The 17,964-nt window shown below is 55.2% G+C and carries 15 protein-coding genes and 1 tRNA gene; 7 read left to right on the top strand and 9 right to left on the bottom strand.

Translation table 11 applies throughout. From position 1 onward, the window contains the following. Positions 1–111: 111 nt before the first annotated feature. Together VI895_08395 and VI895_08390 are read right to left on the bottom strand one after the other, a co-directional pair. Complete coding sequence (locus VI895_08395) at positions 112–936, bottom strand: TIGR02147 family protein (protein ID HLG19815.1); 825 nt, start codon at positions 934–936, stop codon at positions 112–114. Between the two features lie 77 nt (positions 937–1,013). Next, positions 1,014–2,360, bottom strand: a complete 1,347-nt coding sequence (locus VI895_08390; protein ID HLG19814.1) for a right-handed parallel beta-helix repeat-containing protein — start codon at positions 2,358–2,360, stop codon at positions 1,014–1,016. 744 nt (positions 2,361–3,104) lie between these two features. Here VI895_08390 and VI895_08385 point away from each other — a divergent pair. Next, positions 3,105–3,635 (top strand): DUF6036 family nucleotidyltransferase, encoded by a 531-nt coding sequence (locus VI895_08385; protein ID HLG19813.1) that lies wholly within the window; start codon positions 3,105–3,107, stop codon positions 3,633–3,635. Beyond that, entirely contained in the window at positions 3,628–4,338 is a 711-nt protein-coding gene (locus tag VI895_08380; GenBank protein ID HLG19812.1) for a hypothetical protein, read from the top strand. The genes VI895_08385 and VI895_08380 overlap by 8 nt, the downstream gene beginning before the upstream one ends. Before the next feature lie 734 nt (positions 4,339–5,072). Here the strand turns inward: VI895_08380 and VI895_08375 are convergent. After that, positions 5,073–5,339 (bottom strand): hypothetical protein, encoded by a 267-nt coding sequence (locus VI895_08375; protein HLG19811.1) that lies wholly within the window; start codon positions 5,337–5,339, stop codon positions 5,073–5,075. A 1,089-nt stretch (positions 5,340–6,428) separates the two neighbouring features. Continuing rightward, a tRNA-Pro gene (locus tag VI895_08370) sits at positions 6,429–6,505 on the bottom strand. 66 nt (positions 6,506–6,571) lie between these two features. Between VI895_08370 and VI895_08365 the strand changes: the two genes are divergently transcribed. Further along, complete coding sequence (locus VI895_08365; protein HLG19810.1) at positions 6,572–7,435, top strand: hypothetical protein; 864 nt, start codon at positions 6,572–6,574, stop codon at positions 7,433–7,435. 1 nt (position 7,436) lies between these two features. On the opposite strand, the gene VI895_08360 is transcribed toward VI895_08365, so the two are convergent. The 3 genes from VI895_08360 to VI895_08350 form a co-directional block, all read right to left on the bottom strand. Then, positions 7,437–8,162 (bottom strand): CvpA family protein, encoded by a 726-nt coding sequence (locus VI895_08360; GenBank protein ID HLG19809.1) that lies wholly within the window; start codon positions 8,160–8,162, stop codon positions 7,437–7,439. Between the two features lie 216 nt (positions 8,163–8,378). Then, complete coding sequence (locus VI895_08355; protein ID HLG19808.1) at positions 8,379–9,872, bottom strand: DegQ family serine endoprotease; 1,494 nt, start codon at positions 9,870–9,872, stop codon at positions 8,379–8,381. A gap of 41 nt (positions 9,873–9,913) precedes the next feature. Then, positions 9,914–11,491, bottom strand: a complete 1,578-nt coding sequence (locus tag VI895_08350; protein HLG19807.1) for a sigma 54-interacting transcriptional regulator — start codon at positions 11,489–11,491, stop codon at positions 9,914–9,916. Between the two features lie 177 nt (positions 11,492–11,668). On the opposite strand from VI895_08350, the gene VI895_08345 reads away from it, so the two are divergent. Then, positions 11,669–12,088 (top strand): PilZ domain-containing protein, encoded by a 420-nt coding sequence (locus VI895_08345; protein ID HLG19806.1) that lies wholly within the window; start codon positions 11,669–11,671, stop codon positions 12,086–12,088. After that, on the top strand, positions 12,089–12,517 hold the full coding sequence (locus VI895_08340; GenBank protein ID HLG19805.1) for a PilZ domain-containing protein: 429 nt from the start codon (positions 12,089–12,091) through the stop codon (positions 12,515–12,517). It begins immediately after the preceding gene. A gap of 3 nt (positions 12,518–12,520) precedes the next feature. Here the strand turns inward: VI895_08340 and VI895_08335 are convergent, their stop codons facing one another. Both VI895_08335 and VI895_08330 read right to left on the bottom strand, forming a co-directional pair. Continuing rightward, entirely contained in the window at positions 12,521–13,009 is a 489-nt protein-coding gene (locus VI895_08335) for a peptidylprolyl isomerase (GenBank protein ID HLG19804.1), read from the bottom strand. 108 nt (positions 13,010–13,117) lie between these two features. After that, positions 13,118–13,378: a hypothetical protein gene (locus tag VI895_08330; GenBank protein ID HLG19803.1), complete on the bottom strand. Its 261-nt coding sequence runs from the start codon at positions 13,376–13,378 to the stop codon at positions 13,118–13,120. 71 nt (positions 13,379–13,449) lie between these two features. On the opposite strand from VI895_08330, the gene mfd reads away from it, so the two are divergent. Both mfd and VI895_08320 read left to right on the top strand, forming a co-directional pair. Next, positions 13,450–16,926, top strand: coding sequence for a transcription-repair coupling factor (mfd, locus tag VI895_08325; GenBank protein HLG19802.1), 3,477 nt, complete (start codon positions 13,450–13,452; stop codon positions 16,924–16,926). A 54-nt stretch (positions 16,927–16,980) separates the two neighbouring features. After that, positions 16,981–17,964, top strand: a 984-nt coding sequence (locus VI895_08320) for a peptidylprolyl isomerase (protein ID HLG19801.1), incomplete at its 3' end; no start/stop codon positions are given.

Below are 17,964 nucleotides of genomic sequence, written 5' to 3'. Positions count from 1 at the left end.
CCCGTTCCGCAGGCGCTAGTCAAAACAATGAGCAAAATGGCGAGGATCGTGAGGCCGTTGACCAGAACGAAATCGAACCACTCGGACCGAAGAATCTTGTGAGCCACCGGCTTACGCATCGTTGTCCAGCCGGAAGAGTTGGAGGTTAAGTTGATAGACGGCGTCATACGGCTTTCCTTTTGAAAAATACTCATCCATTTGATTTCGAAATTCATGGATCTTTCGAAACGCTTCGGCCAGGTCTTTCTTACGGACGGCCACGGTTAAAGCGGAAAGGCAACGCTGATCCGAAGTTTGGCCGTCGACCGCCTCTTTCGCCAAATCGATCATATTCTTATGGAACGCGACGGCCGCGTCCGATTTCGCGATGTCGGGTGTCTGCATGCTTTGAGTCGTCACCGTAACCACCCCCGTAGTGGGATGAACCTCGACCAGTCCTAAACGCGCCAGAAGGTCCACCGCTTCTTTCGCCTGCTGAGGGGTGAAACGATAATCGAAGCGCGATGCGATCCATTTGGGTTTCGTCTGGAAGTCCTTCAAAAGAGCCGCTTCCTTGATGGCCAGCGGATACCAGCTGGTCAGAACTTCAAACTGATCCCGCGTAAGGATCACCCGATCGTCCTGGGCCCGCGCGAGTTGGAGATTCTTTTCAAAAAACGCCCGCTCGTCTTCACCTTTCGCCTGATTGAAATAGACTAAATTTTCGAAATAAAGAGTCTCCCGCTCCCCTAACCCGAGCCCTTTTGCAAACTTCCGAATGTTCTTGTGCGTCAGGTTCCGTTCGCCGTCCATCACGAGCTTGTAATAATTGGGCGAATCCAGATTTGCTTTGCGGGCAAAATAACGGAACGAATACGAGCGGCTCTGCTCCTTCTTCTCCTGGTAATAATCGCGAAGGTAAGCTCGGTAATCGGTATATGCGTAGATTGACTTCATCTACAATGGGGGACGAGACCTACTTCAGAATACAACCGCGGCCCCTTCTCTCTCCAGAGCCATATTAACACAGCCTCTTATTTCATTAACATTTGTAAACGGCGAGACAGCTGTCGTCTCCTTAGAACAATGCGCGACGATAGACCCAGGAACAGTGCGAAGGTCGAGAGAATTCCGACGTCGAAGCGCGCACTCCGACAGCCTCCGTCTCCCCCTCCCGCGGAAGGAGGTCCGATTGTCAATCCACCCCCGCCCGTTCCGGGCGTAGCGTTGAATTCATATGCCCCGAGGTCGACCACCGCCGCACCATCCCCATTTCCGTCCACCGGTCGGGCGCCGTCGAGAATGTCGGAGCTGGCCGCGTGTGCGTCATCCCCTCCGTCTATGGCGGGCGACCCGGCCGTCAGGCTGAAATCGTCCGCAGCTGTATCCTTTAACATCGGATCGGCCTGAATCGTGTGCGCGTCCCATCCTCCCTCGTTTTCCGCCTGGTATTCGGCGACGGTTCCGCGAACGCCGTCCCCCCACATCGCCACGTCGGAGTGTGTGGCGGACCAAAGCAAATTGTAATCGCTCTCGATCGTCGAAGCGTCGACGGTGTACGACCCGATGGTCCGGAGGTTCAAGGCGATCTGCCCGTCCCGCGGAATCAGAATATTGTTGTGGACCTGGTACTGGTTTCCGAGGACGGTCACCTCACCGACACCGCTCCGCCGGCCGTTCATGAAGCAGGTGTTGTTCCGAAGGATGCCGTTGTCGCTCTTGTACATCGAAAGACACCAACCTTCGTTGTCCCAGATTACGTTGCTCTCGATCAAAGCTCCGCCCGTCGAGCCGCAGGTATCCATCGTGATTCCATGCCCCTCGGAGTCTTGGGGATCCTCGTCCGAGTTTGCCCAGATGAAATTTCCCCGGACAACGTTGCCGTCGAGGCATTCGAACAGATCGACTGCGCTCGTCCAACCGGCCATCGGATTGTCGTGAATCCGGTTCCACTCCAGAGTGACTCGCACGGTCCGGTTCAGCGACATCGCCCAACCGCCGCAGGATGAAACATCGAGATTGCGAACCGTCACATCGGTCGTGTCGGTTACGGCCACACAGGCTCCCGGCACGTTTTTCACGACAAAACCGTCCACTTCCACGTATTTCGGTTGCACCGAGCTGTCGTAGGTTTCAATGATCTGGATGCCGTGCTGTGCGCCGCCCGAACCGTCGATCGTCACCGTTTCGCCCGATGCGGCAACGAAACGGATGGGATCGGCCGACGTTCCACTCACGACGATTTGCAAAACTGAATTGTCGTTGCATTTGAGGCAGGTCTGGACTTCCGTGTACGTCCCGCCGCGAACGTGGACGGTATCTCCCGGTTGAACATTCGAACCCGCTTTACCCAGCGTGCACCAGGGGGAAGTCTCGCTCACGGCGGCGCGTTCTAGGCTGTCGGAACAGCTCCCGCCGCGCGATTCGACGTCGACCCAGAGCTCGCTTGCAAGAACGCCGGACGAAAAAGCCCATGTGCTGAGAAGTGTTGATAGCAAACGGAAGGAAGGAGGCATCCCTTTCATTTTCAGGGAAGACTCCCGGCATGTCCACCCGCATGAGGGGCGCAAACAGCGACTGGATTTTCACCGCATGGGCGGTGGCTTAAACCGTCAACCCCAAAACCATTTTTTTGATCCCGTCCGGGGATCAAAAACTGGTCGGGGCTATTAGACGATCTCCGAACGTTTTTCCAAGAGAATTGGATGAAGGTTTAATCAAAAAACCCACCAGCCCTTCGGGCTGTCATGTTTTTTGAAGGGCCTCTTCGCAAAAACCGTTACGGCCAGATGGTTACCAATCGCTAGGCCGGGACGGTTTTCGCATGGCAACTGGCATCTTCCGCAAAGACGCGCCCGCAGGAAATTCGCGCTCGTTTGCCCGCACGCAAACGAGCGCGAGCCTTCCAGTTCGTCAGATGTCTCTATAGTCATCGATGCTTGTCCTTAGAGGCTGGAAGTGACTTGTGAACAAGTTTTTTTCGGGGCTTCTTCAGGATGGGTGATTGAATTTATCGGTCGTCGAAATCTCTCATTTGTACGTATGATCCCAAAAATCGTGATAGGTATGTTATTAATATTATTGTTCTTGTTTCTATTATAAGCATAATGATATAATATTATTAGATGATCAAGAATATTGAAGCATTGCGAAGACTCCTCGGTCTTCTCGACATGTCAATTCATGAACCCTTGGAGGTGTTTCTTATCGGAGCAGCCAACTTGATCGCGCGCGAGCTGCTTTCCCGAGAAACCATGGATATCGATGTCATTGTACCGCCCGAGTTCCCTCGCCACGTTCAGGAGGCGGTCGCTCGAATAGCCGTTAAAGAAAAAATTCCTCCTAAATGGATCAACACGATGCCGTCGAGGGACGCGCGGTTTTTGGCGCCCGGCTGGAAGGAGCGTTCATCACTGTTTTATGAGGGCGAATATCTGCGTGCCTTTCTTATCGGCCGGAAAGACATGGTGGGACTTAAGATCGCCGCTGCGTTCGACCGGCAGAGATCTGACGCGGAAGACCTTATTGCGATGAATCCAACGGGGGAGGAGTGGGCCTTCGGCCAAGAATGGGCGCGGAACTACGACGCCAATCCGGATTGGCCCCGGCTCATTGACGAGCTCGTGGCGAAATTGAAGGAACGGCAACGTGGGTAATGTAAGCTTCAGCGTCGAAGATCTGTTTTCTCGGTGGGCATCCGTGGGTGTTTTTGTTCTCGGAGAGATCCATCCGTACGAGGACCCGGAGGTGTTGCTTGTGGATACCCTGGTGAATATCGAGAGCGAAGGGCGATTCCTTGGGATCATTGTCTCCTGGTTGGCCCAGTGTGGTCACCTGTTGTTAACGAAAAAACTTCGATTTCCAACGACTCGGGAACGCCGACTGTTTGCCGCCATTATCGAAGAAAGCCGGACCAAAGAGAGGAAGCTCTTGCGGATGGTGCAAAAACATCGGACACGTGACGTAGAATATCTCTACCGCAATGATTTGGACGTATTAAGACGGGTCGCCAAAACGGATCCGAATCCTCGTTTCTTAAAACACGGATTTATTCTAAAAGATTTTGCGTTGCTTCGCCCCGAAAAGATCATTCTCCCTCCGACCGGAGTCTATGAACGCTCCGCGATCCTTCGGAACCGGGCGCTCTATGGTGTTTCGCTGCGGAGCGATCTACTCACGATTCTCCCGGAAGCTTCCGGTCAATCGGTTCGGCAGTTGGCACATCGCCTTCATGTGGCTCCACCCACATTGAGCCGAATCGTAGCCGACTATGAGCGATCGGGACTTGTTGAATGGACTCGAAAAGGGCCGGTCTCTTCAGTCCGTTGGTGTGGTCCAACCCTGTCGAAGGCGGCATAGCTTTTCATTCTTTGCTCGCGCATCCGAGAATTCGGATTTAGTCGGAGTCAAGCCTTAATATAGGCTGTGCAGGACCACCGTGGCCCAGAAACAAAAGAAAAGAGAAAGGAGAAACCAATTCAAGGAAACCGTCCCCGTCTGTGGGCTAGCAGCGGCGTTACAATCAAGACGATCAACTAGGCGGATAAGTAGAGCCATCTCCAAGGCGCATCGGGCATTTGAAACTCAAGCTACTTTACCCTGCGTGTTTTCACTGTTCAACCGATTGGTATTTGGCGTCTACAACTGGATGCGTCCGGTCCACAACTTGGAAGTCAATAAGAGGCTCGCGCTCGTTTGGGTGCGGGCAAACGAGCGCGAATGTCCAAATGGTATCAGTTTGTAATGGGTCCGGACGGTCTGCAAAAATGTTACGGCCAGCGGGCTATCAGTTGGTCGACCATTTCGCGGTTTTTTCGGCGCGCGCGAGGATTCCCCAGGGTTTTTCGTAATCAAACCGGAGCCTTTTGGCGCCCAGCCGAACGTTGCAAAATGGCTGCGGGATTTTTTACGATCCCTCCGCGCTTTTGCCATTCCCTTTTGGGGAATCCGACCCGATTTTCTTGACGAATTCTTTCCATCTCTTGGCCGAAGGCGAGGTAATCTTCGGGGTCATGTCAATGCGGTATTTTTTGTACGCTCGAAAATCCTGTGACTCCGAAGAACGTCAAATGCTCTCGATTGAAGCTCAGCTTTCAGAAGTTCGGGCTCTTGCGGAGAAAGAACATCTCCATATTGTGGCTGAATTCACCGAGTCCATGACCGCGAAGATGCCCGGCCGCCCCGTTTTTAATCAAATGATTGCTCGGATCGAATACGGTGAAGCTCAAGGAATTCTTGCTTGGCATCCCGATCGTCTGGCTCGCAACTCGATCGATGGCGGCCGTATTGTTTACCTTTTGGATTGCGGAAAACTCACGTCCCTCAAGTTTCCAACGTTTTGGTTTGAAAACACGCCGCAAGGCAAATTCATGATGAACCTCGCCTTCGGCCAGAGCAAACTGTACGTCGATAGCTTATCGGAGAACGTTCGGCGCGGAATCCGGCAAAAGCTCCGACGAGGTGAGTGGCCCGGCTGGGCGCCCATCGGCTATCTCAACGATAAGACTTCACGCAAAATCGTCGTCGATCCGATCAACGGTCCGCGGGTTCGCCGCCTTTTTGAGACATATGCGTCCGGCCGCGTGACCTTGAATAACCTTCGAGACCAGGCCAACGAATGGGGAATGAAAAGTCGCACGGGAAAGCCGCTTCATCGTTCTCACATCCACAGTCTTCTTTCGAACGCGTTCTATTTTGGTCTCCTCAAGCACGCGGGGCAGACGTATCAAGGCACTCACGAACCATTGGTCTCGAAGGCATTATTCGACCAGGTGCAGTCGGTTCTTCATCGGCTCGGCCGGACGCATATCTCTCGGAAACATCATCTTCCGTTCCTAGGCCTCGCCAAATGTGTGACTTGCGATGGCGCGATCACAGCGGAGAGACAAAAGGGTTGGCATTATTACCGTTGTTCTAAGAAACGCGGGAAATGTCCGGAGCCGTACCTCCGCGAAGAAAACTTCGCCGATCAAATTCAAAGCGCCATCGCAGCCGTAGCGTTACCGGATGATACGTTTCAGAAGATGCTCGCCTCTTTGGCCAAGGAACAGGAAGCGTCGAGCCAGCCCAGCGAGAAACTGAAAGCAGAAACGAGAGAAACGGTCGACGATATATCCAAAAAGCTGGATCGCTTGCTCGACGCCCATCTCGACGAGACGATTGAAAAAGCTGAATTTCTTTCCAAAAAAGAATTACTCCTCAACGAGAAACTCTGTCTCGAAGAGCGTCTTCGCAAGTTAGAAGAGACTCGAATGGGCTGGGTCGAACCCACAAAAAATTTCCTCATCGCGGCTCACCACGCGGGGGCCGTCGCGACGAGCGATGATCTGGCCGAAAGGAAGGAATTCCTCAAGAAAATCGGGTCGAACGTTCGGCTGGGCGCCAAAAGGCTCCGGTTTGATTACGAAAAACCCTGGGGAATCCTCGCGCGCGTCGAAAAAAACGCGAAGTGGTCGGGGCGACTGGATTTGAACCAGCGGCCTCTTGGTCCCGAACCAAGCGCTCTACCAGGCTGAGCTACGCCCCGTGCGGCGCAGACACTAGTCAATTCGGGGCCTTACGTAAATAACTTTTATGTTAGAATGGCGCTCTGATGTTCCCCCGCCGGGCGTTTCTGGTTGTTCTGTCATTGCTGTGGGTTGCGCCTCTTTTCCCCGTTCTTGCCCAGGAAAATGGTACGACGAACTCCAACCTTTCGGACGCCGGAGAATATCTCGACGCGGTCGAGAAGCTCAAAAATGAGCCGGTTCCGAAACAGATCGACGCCTGGCAAAAATTCCTTCAAGACCATCCCGACACCTCTTTTCGATCCGAAATCGAGCGCAACTTAAAGAGCCTCGAAGACCTTCTTAGCCAAACCGATCCCCAGCGAAAACGCGAACAGCGCGATACGGAGCGATATCTCCGTGCCGTGGAATTTTCCAAAAAGCTGAACCAAAGCGACCAGACCGCACTGTGGCAGCAATTCCTTCGGGAAAATCCAAAGTCGATCTATCGGCAAGAAGTTGAATCGAATTTGGAGAAGCTTCGCGCGGGGGGCGGCGTCGCACCGATTCAAGGTACCGCGACCCCAGCGGGTCCTCAGGAACCGGTCGCCCGGCGCCTGGCCTACCTCGATTCTCAGAAGGCCGTCTTGCTAGCCACGTTCCCCGGGTTAATCGTCCCGGGGATGGGCCACTGGTACACGGAAGAGTATGTGACGGCCGGTGTCCTCACCGGTATACGCGTCGGCTCCATCGCTCTTGGAATTCCGATGATCGTCCAGAGGAACACTCCGGGAATTATCGTCGCCTCGGTCATCTATGGTTTTACGTATTTGTACGACGCGATCGACACGCCGTTTGCGGTTCAGCGCTACAACGCCGAAGTGGAAAAGAGCGGCAAGACAAGCCTTTGGTTCGATCTGGACGACAAAGGGCAGCCCATTGTAGGTCTAGCCTACCGGATAGATTTCTGACTTAGCCCGGGGGCTGCTGGTTGAGATGATCCAGCAGATCGACAAGCTTTTCGTCTTTCATCAAGTCTTCGACTTGCTCGTATTTTCGAAGTTTTTCAAAGTCGCCGTCCTTCAGGGAATGGACAAACCTTTCGTCATCGAGAGCATTCTTGAGGCCGTGCTCCGTCAACAATTTCCGCATCTCCGGATCGTGGGCCAGACGTTCGCTCTTCGACGAATTGGCCACCGTCGACCGAAAGATCCGCATTCGTTCGATGACCTGTTGGCGACCCATCGGATTGTATTCGGCCGCCAAACGGTAGGTGGCGCTGTCGAGCAGTTTCGGAACCGTCGTTCGAACCATATCGCGTGGAATCAAAGCGGTGAAAAAAAAGAGAATCGCGATCATGGCCATCGTTTTCACGGCCCCCAAGACGGCCCCGCCCATGCGGTTCAGATTCTTGGCTTCCTTCACCCGCTCGACCACTAATTTTTCGATCCCATATCCCACCAGACGGCAGGCGATGTAAATTCCCACGCCGACCAGAAAGATGGACGCCCGATCGGCCATAAAACGGGTACAACCGAGCTGTTCCTGAACAAGACCGCCGAGATGGCGCCCCCAATCCGGAGCCAAAAAATAGGCCGCAACCAGGCCGACCAGCGCCATCAGCTGGCTCACGACGCCGCGAATGAGGCCGAATACGGCGGAAACAAAAATAAGGGCGAGAACGATATAGTCGACCATGAAATCGAGCTCCGAATCTAATTAGATATACTAAATTCGGCCTAGTGTCCCGAGTCCGACATAGCTTGATAACAAAAGACGCCGATGCGCCCGGATGGCAAGGCGCGACGACGAAGGTGTACTTGCTAAGCCGTACTCCGAGAACGAGCGACACAGCCAGCCGGGATGCAGCGGCGTCTGACGATCAAGATATATCGGACTCGGGACACTAAACCGTCACGGAAGCGTGAAAGCGACAAAGAGCGTACTAGCTCCCCGCTTTACTAGAACAAGAACGGTGTCCCCCTTTTTCAACTTGCTCGTCGCGCTCTTGTAGGCGGCGACCGTCGGAACCCTTTTCCGGTTCACTTCGAGAATGATGTCCCCTTGCCGGATTCCTTTGGCATACGCCGCCCCGTTCGGATCGATTTCCGTAACAACGACGGCCTCAAGATTCTTATCCACGTCCAAAGACGACGCCATTTCGGGCGTAAGTTTCTGCACCGTCATTCCGAGCCGATCGGACCCGACCGGACCCGAGGTCGAGGTTTCGACCTCCTCGTCTTTGAGTTCTACAATCGTCACACTAAAAGTCATCTGTTTTCCGTCGCGGATGACCTCCACCTGAACTTTCTTTCCGACGGGTGTGTTCGCCACGGCGATCGGAAGCTCGTGCCAGTCTTTGATTCTCTTTCCGTCGAATCGTGTGACGACGTCCCCCACCTTGATCCCCGCTTTTTTCGCCGGGCTGTCCTCTTGAACGTCCGATACCAGCGCCCCGGTCTTATCCGGAAGCTTTAAAGCGGCCGCGTGCTCCGCCCCGACTTTCTGAATCAACACGCCCAGCCGGCCGCGTACGACTTTCCCGGTTTCTCTCAGCGACAAAAGAACCTTTTTGGCCAAATTGATCGGGATGGCGAACCCGATTCCGACGCTCCCCCCCGCCCCCGACGAGACGATCGCCGCATTGATTCCGATGACTTCCCCCTGGAGATCCAGCAAGGGGCCGCCGGAGTTTCCGGGATTGATCGAGGCGTCGGTTTGAATGAAGTCATCGTACGGCCCGGCGCCGATCGATCGTTCTTTGGCGCTCACAATTCCTTGCGTCACCGAGTTGGATAGGCCGAAAGGGTTACCGATGGCCACCACAACTTCCCCCACCCGCATCCGGTCCGAATCACCGAGAACCACGCTCTTCAACGAAACATTCTTCGGCTCGATTTTGAGAAGAGCGACGTCCGTTTTCGGATCGCGTCCCACGACCTTCGCCTCAAATTCGCTGTCGTCCGCCAAAACCACTTTCACCTTCTCGGCTTGTTCGACCACATGGTTGTTGGTCACGATGTATCCGGCCGAATTCAGAATGAATCCCGAGCCGAGGCTCTGCGCTCGGCGCTCCGGCTGGGGCATTTCGGAAAACGGCCCGAAAAAGAAATCCTCAAAAAGATCGTCGAACGGATTGGGTCCCCGCGGGCCGGGTTGATTCGGGCCCGGTCCCCGCCTCGGGCCCCGAGCGCGGGGAGAACGAATCACCTGCGTTGTGCTGATGTTGACGACCGCTCCGTTCATGCGCTCGGCGATTTTGAGATAGGCGTCCGGGGCGAGTGTTTTCAGATCCACGTTCACCCGCAACTCGGGATGATCCTTTCCTTCCAGCCAGAATTGCTCGGCCGCAAAAGAAGAAGAGGCCAAACCAAACGCGGAGATGAGAATCAAAAGACAGTGTTTCATGAAAAAATCCGGCGAAAGGAATAGTCGCTCTGTGTTACGTGTCAAGGTCGGGCGTCTCGGACGAGCCCGTACTTTTCCACTTTTCCAATCAGTGTCGCTCGGCTGATCCCCAGTTCCCGCGAGAGTTTGCTTTTATTCCACCGGGTCCGACGAAGCCCCTCCAAGAGCATTTGCCGTTCGAGATGTTCCATCGCGTCGCGAAGTTTTCCGCTCAATCGCACTTGAGCCGTTCCTGCCGCGGCGTGTAATACGGCGGGAGAGAGAAGTTCGCGTGAAATCAATTCACTCGTTCCCGCCAGAACGATCGACCGCTGAATTTCATTTTCCAGCTGCCGGACGTTGCCCGGCCAGTTGTACGCCATCAACGCGTCCAACGTCTCGGGAGCGACCCGCTTTCTTCGGCCCACATCGCTCCGGTCGTATTTTCGCAAGAAGTGTTCAACCAGGATCGGGATATCCTCCCGCCGTTCCCGCAGAGGGGGGACATAAATGTTGATCACGTTGATCCGGTAAAAAAGGTCCTCTCGAAAATCCCCTTCGTCGACCATCTTTCGAAGATCTTGGTTGGTCGCGGCGACAATCCGGACGTCGACGCGCTTGGGTTCGGTGCCTCCCACGGGAATGAACACGCCCTCCTGAAGAACGCGCAGAAGTTTGACTTGAAGCACATGAGACATGTCGCCGATCTCGTCCATAAAGAACGTTCCGCCGTCCGCCATTTCGAACAGCCCCTTTTTGTCGCGGATCGCCCCCGTGAACGAACCTTTGACGTGGCCGAAAAGTTCACTGTCGAGAAGATTGTCATTGAAGGCCGAACAGTTTTGAGAGACGAAACGGCGATGGCGGCGCGGACTGTTGTAATGAATCGCCTTGGCCACCATCTCCTTGCCGGTTCCGTTTTCCCCTTGAATGAGCGCGGTGGAATCGCTGTCCTTCAGTTTATCGAGCAGCGTGTAGAGCAATCGCATGGCCGGTGCGCGCCCCACGATGGAGTGGTAGGCGTATCGATTTTCCAGCGCCTCGGCCAATTGCTCGATCTGTGATTCGCGTTGCGCAATTTCCTCGTGATAGCGGGTGACCTCCTCGACGCCGAAGGAAATGATTTCAAAAAAGGAGCGAACCTCCACCTCGGTCAGTACCGGAATCTCCGAAAAAGCGGCCTCCACATCCGCGATCTCCGTTCCTCGATAGGGCGCCGACTTTTCCAGAATTTCACGTTTCTTCTCGGCGGAAAGGTTCTCCGTCAAAAATCCGCCGGCCACGACCGATCCCACAAACTCGCCTCTCACGTAAATCGGGTAGGCCATGTACTTAAACCCGGTGTGGCAATGATCAAATACACCCCCGGGGCGACCGGCTCCTTTTTCAAGCTCTTCGGTAACTTCCAAAACCGTTTGGTCGCACTTTTTCAGGCCCTCTTTGTCGAAGAGGCACTTGTGGCAAAACTGATTTCGCGACGGCGATTTTTTCCCCCGCGTCGGATCGATGACGAACCCGTTCGCATCTGCAAGGACGACCTCCAGATGCCATAAACGACGGATCATTTCCCGCAGTCGGACGACGACGGGTAGATTCTCGTATTGGCTGACGATCTCGGAAAATCGATCGTACTTCGCCACGTGTCCCCCCAGTCCCTTCAATTGTTTGTATATTCACCAACATAGGTCTGTGTCAACCGCTCGTTCCTCTTGACAGTAATAACGCGTTGTGTTATATCCGCGGCGACTCTAACTTGCCGAAAGATTTGCTTTTTTGGCCTCAAATTCGCTAGAGTGACGGGCGTTAGGAGTTAATTTATGGCCTCTTTTCGAGAGCAAGGTCCGACAGAACGATTTGAAAAACGGAAACATTTTCGCTTTGCCGTCCAACTGCCTGTTCAGCTCGGTTTCCAACGCGATGATATGTCGTCGATTTGCACCAACCTGAGCTGGCAGGGCGTGTCCGTGGAAACCGCACTACGCCTGACGGTCAGCGAACGTCTGGCGGTCACCGTCACGATCGCTCCAAAAGAAGAGCCGCTTCGAATGCTTGGACAAGTTGTATGGAAGCGCGACACCGGTGCCGTCGATACCGAGAATCAACCGGTAGCCGAACTCGGCATACGCTTTCTCCGCCCCCTTCCGAGCCCTTGGAAGACATACGAGGAAGACGAAATGGAATTCGATCCCCGCGCAGAGGAGGACCTCCCCCAGATCATCCCCTTTCGGAGAGCGTAATTGGCCCGGGATGTGGAACAAGACCGCCTTTACCTCGATCGCCGGAGTTCACCGCGCGTAATGTTTCGGTCGGCGGTGCGGTTTTCACCCGACGCCACCTTCCCTCTCAAAATGGAACAGGGCCTGACTCAAGATGTCAGCGTGCGTGGAATGAAGCTCCTCACGCCCGTCGTCCCGGACCGAACCCGCCCGATGGACGTGTGGATCCCCCTCGAAGACGATGACGTCGTGCACGCCAAAGCGTCGGTGGTCTGGGTTGAGGTGGAGGATGCTCTTGGCGACAGTCCCTATTGGATCCGAACCGGAATTACGCTGACCATCCGAAAGAAGGGGGATCGAAAGCGTTTCCTCAAGCTCATCGCCCGGAAATCACATACTGAACAGAGCAAGCTCGAAGAGGCCGATTCAAAAGTCGGCTACGTCTTTTAATCGTCATTGAAGAGAAACCTTCATATCGACGCGATCGTTAGGATTGTCGCGAGCGTCGCGAGGCAAACTCACGATTTTGTCCACGACGTCCAGCCCTTCCTTGACGCGCCCGAAGACGGTGTATTGACCGTCCAACCAAGGCGAATCCTTCACGACGATGAAAAACTGGCTCCCGGCGCTGTTCGGGTCGGAGGAGCGCGCCATGGAAACGATACCCCGAAGATGTTTCTCTTTACTGAATTCCGCGGGCACCGTGTAGCCGGGACCGCCCTTGCCGTGCTGAGACCGGTCTTCGCTCTTCGTGTTCGGGTCACCCCCCTGAATCATGAATCCCGGGATGACCCGGTGAAACGTCGTCCCGTTATAAAAACCCGACGACGCGAGACTTTTGAAATTCTCGACATGCTTCGGGGCTAGCTCCGGCAAAAACTCAAACACGATTTTTCCAAATTTCGTTTCAATCACAGCCTCTTTGACGGATGCGGTATTCACGGATCCACCTTCCTTTTTCTTACAACCCACAAACGGGAGTACGAATAAGCACAACAGCGAGATGTAAATCGATTTGCGCATGTACGGAGATTCGCGTCGGTTGAAAAGTTAAATACCGAAACCATCCTTGGGATAGAGGTCGCGCAACTGCTGCAAAAGTTGTTCTCTTTTCTTTGGATCGATCGTAGGAGCTTTGGTTTCGGTCGATTCCGGAACGGTTCCCGGCGTCGAGGTGGAAGTCTTTTGGACTTGGGACTGAGGATTGGAACGATCGGAGTTGCCGTCGTCCTTGGGGGCCCCAAGAGCAAAGGTGCCACCCGCGAGCAGTGTCACCCCAACGGCCAGAGCAGGTGTTGGCCACAACCGCATGCCGTATTTTTACCAGGCTGCGGCCCCTGAAGTCAAAGGCCGGTTTTGTTATACTCCGCCGCCCATCGGCCATGTTGAACCCCCTGTTATCAAAGCGTTTTGATCCATCCGTTCCGGAGACCTGGACCGGCCTCACCGGCAGCTCCCCGGCCTTCGCTCTGGCTTCGATTCTGGCGCAGGGGATTCGAAAAATGATCGTCGTTTCTCCCACGGATGAATTTCTGCCGCGATGGATCGACGATGTCGCTTTTTTCCTCAATCTTTTTGGCGGCAACGAAGGCATTCGGCTGCTTCCCTATCCCCCCCGACCGACGGACCTCGAACCCGCGCAGCTTTCGGAACCGAAACTGGCCCAAGATCGGTTGAGCGCTCTTTACACGTTGCGCACGCCGGACCCGCCGGCGGCGGTCTTCCTTTCTCTCCAGGCGCTCGCACAAAAAACCCTGCCACTGGATCATTTCGAGCGATCTAAAGGAAAAATAACCCAGGGACAGAATCTCGACCGGGATTCGTTGATCGCCCAATGGATCGCGGCGGGCTACGAACAGGAGCCTTTGGTCGAATCTCCCGGAACCATCGCCGTCCGCGGCGGGATCGTGGACATCTTCCCGCCTCATTCCGATCAGCCCTACCGAATCGAATGGCTCGGCGACACCGTCGAGACGATCCGGAAGTTTGATCCCGCTACGCAGCGGTCGCTGTCACGCCACGACGATATGATTTGGATCCCGGCTCGCGAGATCCTTTTGACGCCGGAATCCGCCGCACGGGCGCAGAGAGGACTCAAGGAGCTGGCGGATGAGAGAGACCTTCCCCGAAGCGCCCGCCGCCCTCTCGAAGAAGCGATGTCCGACCGGCGATTCGTGGAGGCGATGGAGCCGCTCTGGCCGCTTTTCTATCCGACCACCTCATCTTTCTTGGAATACGCGCCGGTCGATTGTGTGTGGATCGCCCTCGATCCGATCGGTCTTCGCCGAGAGCGCGCTTCCCTTGAAAGTGCGATCGTCGAAGCCGAAAAAAATCTGCGCTCGACCGAAATATTGGCATGCGGGCCGCGCGATCTATTCGCGCCCTTGGAGGATGTCGACCGATTCCTGGAAAAACACGTTTCTCTCGAATTATCCGATGTCGCTATCGACACCCCAGATACAAGAAAGGGGATGACACGTTTCGCCTTTTTGTCCCATGACGATCTTCGACATGCGATCGCCGACCGCCGAAAAAAAACTTCCCCGCTGACTCCGGTGGTCGAAGCCGTCAATACGTGGCGAACGTGGGGCTTTCGCACATTGTTCGTAACCCTCAACCCGACGGAAGCCGAGAGGCTCCATGCCCTTCTCTCGCCTTATATCTCTGACGTCCAGTTAGCCGGGAATCCCTCCCCTGCTGCTCTTGAGCAAGCCGAACGGCATCCCATAATTCTCGTCGGTCAACTCTCTTCGGGATTCAGCTGGGACGACGGCCGGCTGGTTATCCTGACCGATCACGATCTTTTCGGGGATCGAAAGCGTTCCGTGGCTCCGGAAGTGCGTCGGGAAGATTTCTTCACCTCTCTCGCGGAACTGGCCCCGGGCGATCCGGTGGTTCACCTCGATCACGGCGTCGGCCTTTATCGAGGGCTCAAACGGCTCAACGTCGCGAAAACAGCGAATGACTTCCTTCATTTGGAGTACGCCGGCGGGGACAAACTTTATGTGCCGGTTTACCGCTTGAACCGGATTCATAAGTATGTGGGAGCCGACGGCGGGAAACCGCATCTCGATCGATTGGGCAACGCGTCGGCCTGGGAAAAAACCCGGCAAAAGGCCAAACGCGCCGTGGAAGAAATGGCGCAGGAGCTAATCGCCCTCTACGCCACGCGGCGAATCGCCGCCGGCCACGCGGTGGCTCGACCGGATGAAGGTTATTTGTCCTTCGAAGCCGATTTTCCTTACGAGGAAACGCGCGACCAGCTTCGCGCGATCGAAGAGGTGTCGGCGGACCTTGAAACCCCCAAACCGATGGACCGGCTGATCTGCGGCGATGTCGGCTTCGGCAAGACCGAGGTGGCGCTTCGCGCGGCGTTTCGGGTCGCGATGGACGGGAAACAAGCGGCGGTGCTGGTTCCAACGACGATTCTCGCGCAACAACATTACGAGACGTTTCGTTCCCGCCTCAGCAACTACCCGGTTCGCGTCGACTATTTGAGCCGTTTCAAGTCTGCCCGCGCCCAAAAGCAAGTCGTGGCTCAATTGGCGGACGGCGGCCTGGACGTCGTGATCGGCACGCACCGTCTTCTTTCCAAGGACGTTTCGTTTCAGAATCTGGGGCTCTTGATCATCGATGAGGAACATCGCTTCGGCGTGAAGCACAAAGAGAAGATCAAACAATTTCGGAACAAGATCGATGTCCTCACGCTGACGGCCACGCCGATTCCGCGGACGCTTCAACTCTCGCTCTCGGGAATTCGCGATCTCTCCGTCATCAACACTCCGCCTCTGGACCGAAAGGCCATCCATACCTACCTCTGCCGTTTCGACGACGGACTGATCCGCGGGGCGATTCACCAGGAACTCGAACGGGGCGGGCAGGTGTTTTTCGTCCACAACCGCGTCCAGACGATCGAGGCCATGAAAAATTACCTGGCCCGGATCGTCCCCAAGGCGCGGATCGCCGTCGCTCACGGCCAGATGTCGGAACGAAGGTTGGAAGAAACGATGCTCCGACTTTTCCACCACGAATTCGACGTCCTACTTTGCACAACGATCATCGAATCGGGGTTGGACGTTCCCAACGCCAACACCATCCTCATCAACCGCGCGGATCACATGGGTTTGGCTCAGCTCTATCAGCTTCGCGGCCGGGTCGGCCGCTCCGACCGGCCCGCTTCGGCTTATCTTCTCATTCCCGGCGAGGAGCTGATCAGCCAAGATGCCCACAAGCGCCTCAAGGTCCTGAAACGATTTACCGAACTTGGTTCGGGATTGAAGGTCGCCCTCCATGACCTGGAAATTCGAGGTTCGGGCAATCTGCTGGGAGCCTCTCAATCGGGCCATATCGCCGCCGTCGGTTTCGAACTGTACACCGACCTTTTAGAGCGAGAGGTGAAGCGTCTTAAAGGCGAAGCGGTCGTGGAGGAGGTTGACCCGGAGATTCACTGTGCGTTGCCTGCTTTCCTCCCCGACGATTACGTCGCGGATACCGGAGAGCGCCTGGTCCTCTACAAGCGCTTGTCGTCGATCCGGTCTTCCGAAAAGATGGAATCCTTACGCGCGGAGCTGACCGACCGTTTCGGTCCACTACCGCCTCCCGCCGAAAACCTCTTTCGCGTCATTGACCTGAAGCTGCTCGCTCTCCAATACGGAATTTCCGTACTCCGGTTGACGGGCGACCGGCCGTCGATCGAGTTCTCCAATCGAGCGGCTCCGCATCTCGACCGGATTTTGCAACTCATCCGAAAAGACCGGCGGCTTTCCCTCCGCCCGGATCATCGATTGGTGATCGAGCTTCGTCCGGGCGCGGAGCCGGTGGAGGAAACCAAGAGAATCCTTTTGGCCCTTGGAACGTGATTTGTTGGCGGTTTTTGATTATCGTAGCGCGACTTAACCGCCTGAGGAGGATTTATGCGAAAGGGATTTATACTCACCACACTTGCTGCCGCGCTGGCGCTCACCGGAGGCTGTTCCAAAGATCACTCAAAAGATGCCATCGCCAAAGTGAACGGCCGGAGTATCCCGGTCGGCCAGTTTGAGACCAAAATGGGAAGAGTGGCGAACCTCCCGGGAAAGGATTTTTCGAGCAATGAAAAGAAACGCGAGCTCTTGAACGAATTGATCAACGAAGAGCTCCTGTTCCAAGCGGCGTTAAAGGACGGAATCATCGAAAACTCGGAGCGACTGCGAAGAGAGGTGGCGCGAGAATATCTCACGACGAGACTCGGCAAGGACCGTTACGAGCCGAACGACAAAGAGATTCAGGATTTCTATGAAACGAAGAAAAACGATCTGGAACGAATTCGGGCGAGTCATATTTTGATCAAGCCGGACAAGCCGGGCGATCCAACCTCGGAAGCGGCGGCACTCAAAAAAGCGAACGTCCTCCTGGCCAAGATCCGGGCCGAGAAAGACAAGGCCGATTTCGCGAAATACGCGCGGGAACAGTCCCAAGACGAATCCAATAAGGCGCGGGGCGGCGATCTCTTCTTCTTCGACCGCAAGAAAATGGTTCTGGAATTCAGCGACGTGGCCTTCGCCTTGAAAGCCGTGGGAGATGTCAGCGATGTCGTGAAAACGCAATACGGTTACCACATTATTAAGCTGACCGGAGAGCAGAGAGGTCTCGACTTCTTCCGTCACTCGATCAAGTGGCAAATTGCCCAGGAAAAACAGAAGGAGACCTCCGACAAGCTCTTTGAAAAGCTTCGAAATAAGGCTTCGGTGAAAATCTACGACGATGTCCTGGCGAAAGTTCAAGTTCCTACCGGACCCCCGCCTCAGGGGATGCCGGGCGGAATGCCAAGCCGAATGCCAGGTGGAATGCCGCAGAGCGGTATGATGATGAACCCGCACGCCGGAGTCCCAGGTGCTCCGCCCCCGCCCAAAACGCCT

This window comes from Bdellovibrionota bacterium, assembly GCA_035292885.1.
Lineage (GTDB): Bacteria > Bdellovibrionota_G > JALEGL01 > JALEGL01 > DATDPG01 > DATDPG01.
This window is presented reverse-complemented; position numbering and strand designations above follow the sequence as displayed.